Source organism: Clostridium sp. ATCC 25772 (genome assembly GCF_001573875.1).
Lineage (GTDB): Bacteria > Bacillota > Clostridia > Clostridiales > Clostridiaceae > Clostridium_J > Clostridium_J senegalense.
On sequence record NZ_LFRG01000185.1, the window covers coordinates 1 to 582 of the forward strand.

Genomic DNA, 582 nt, shown 5'->3' on the forward strand with positions numbered 1-582 from the left:
ATAGATAGTAAAAAAGAAGCTAAAAGTAATCCTATTATAGTTTTGATAATAGCAGCATTAGAAATGCAAAATAGGAGATATAACTATGAAACTATGTTTAGATATTTAAAAAGTGGTCTTTTAGGAATAAGTATAGAAGATATTAGCCTAATAGAAAATTATGTTTTGGCAAATGGAATAAAAGGGAAAAGATGGTTTGAAGAAAAGTGGAACTATAGAGTATATCATAAATTAAATGAAGATGAGAATGACTATGAAATAGATATAATAAACAGAGTTAATGAGATTAAAGATTTAATAATAAAACCTATAATTAAATTACAAGAAAAACTTAAAGGGAAAAATAAAGCAAAAGATATATGCAAATATATATATGAATTTTTATTAGATATAAATATACCTAACACTATACAAATAATGATTGATAAATTTAAAGAAAATAATGAAATAGATCTAGCTAATCAGTATGCTCAGGTTTGGGAGATTGTTGTTGATATACTAGACCAAATAGTAGAGATTATGGGAGAGGATACGATAAATTTAGATAAATTCATAAAAGTAATAAGTATTGGTTTTGATGAG

At 23.9% G+C, this 582-nt stretch carries 1 pseudogene; it reads left to right on the forward strand.

What is annotated here, in order from left to right:
* Positions 1-582, forward strand: a pseudogene (locus AZI32_RS18665) (helicase-exonuclease AddAB subunit AddB); the annotation flags it as partial.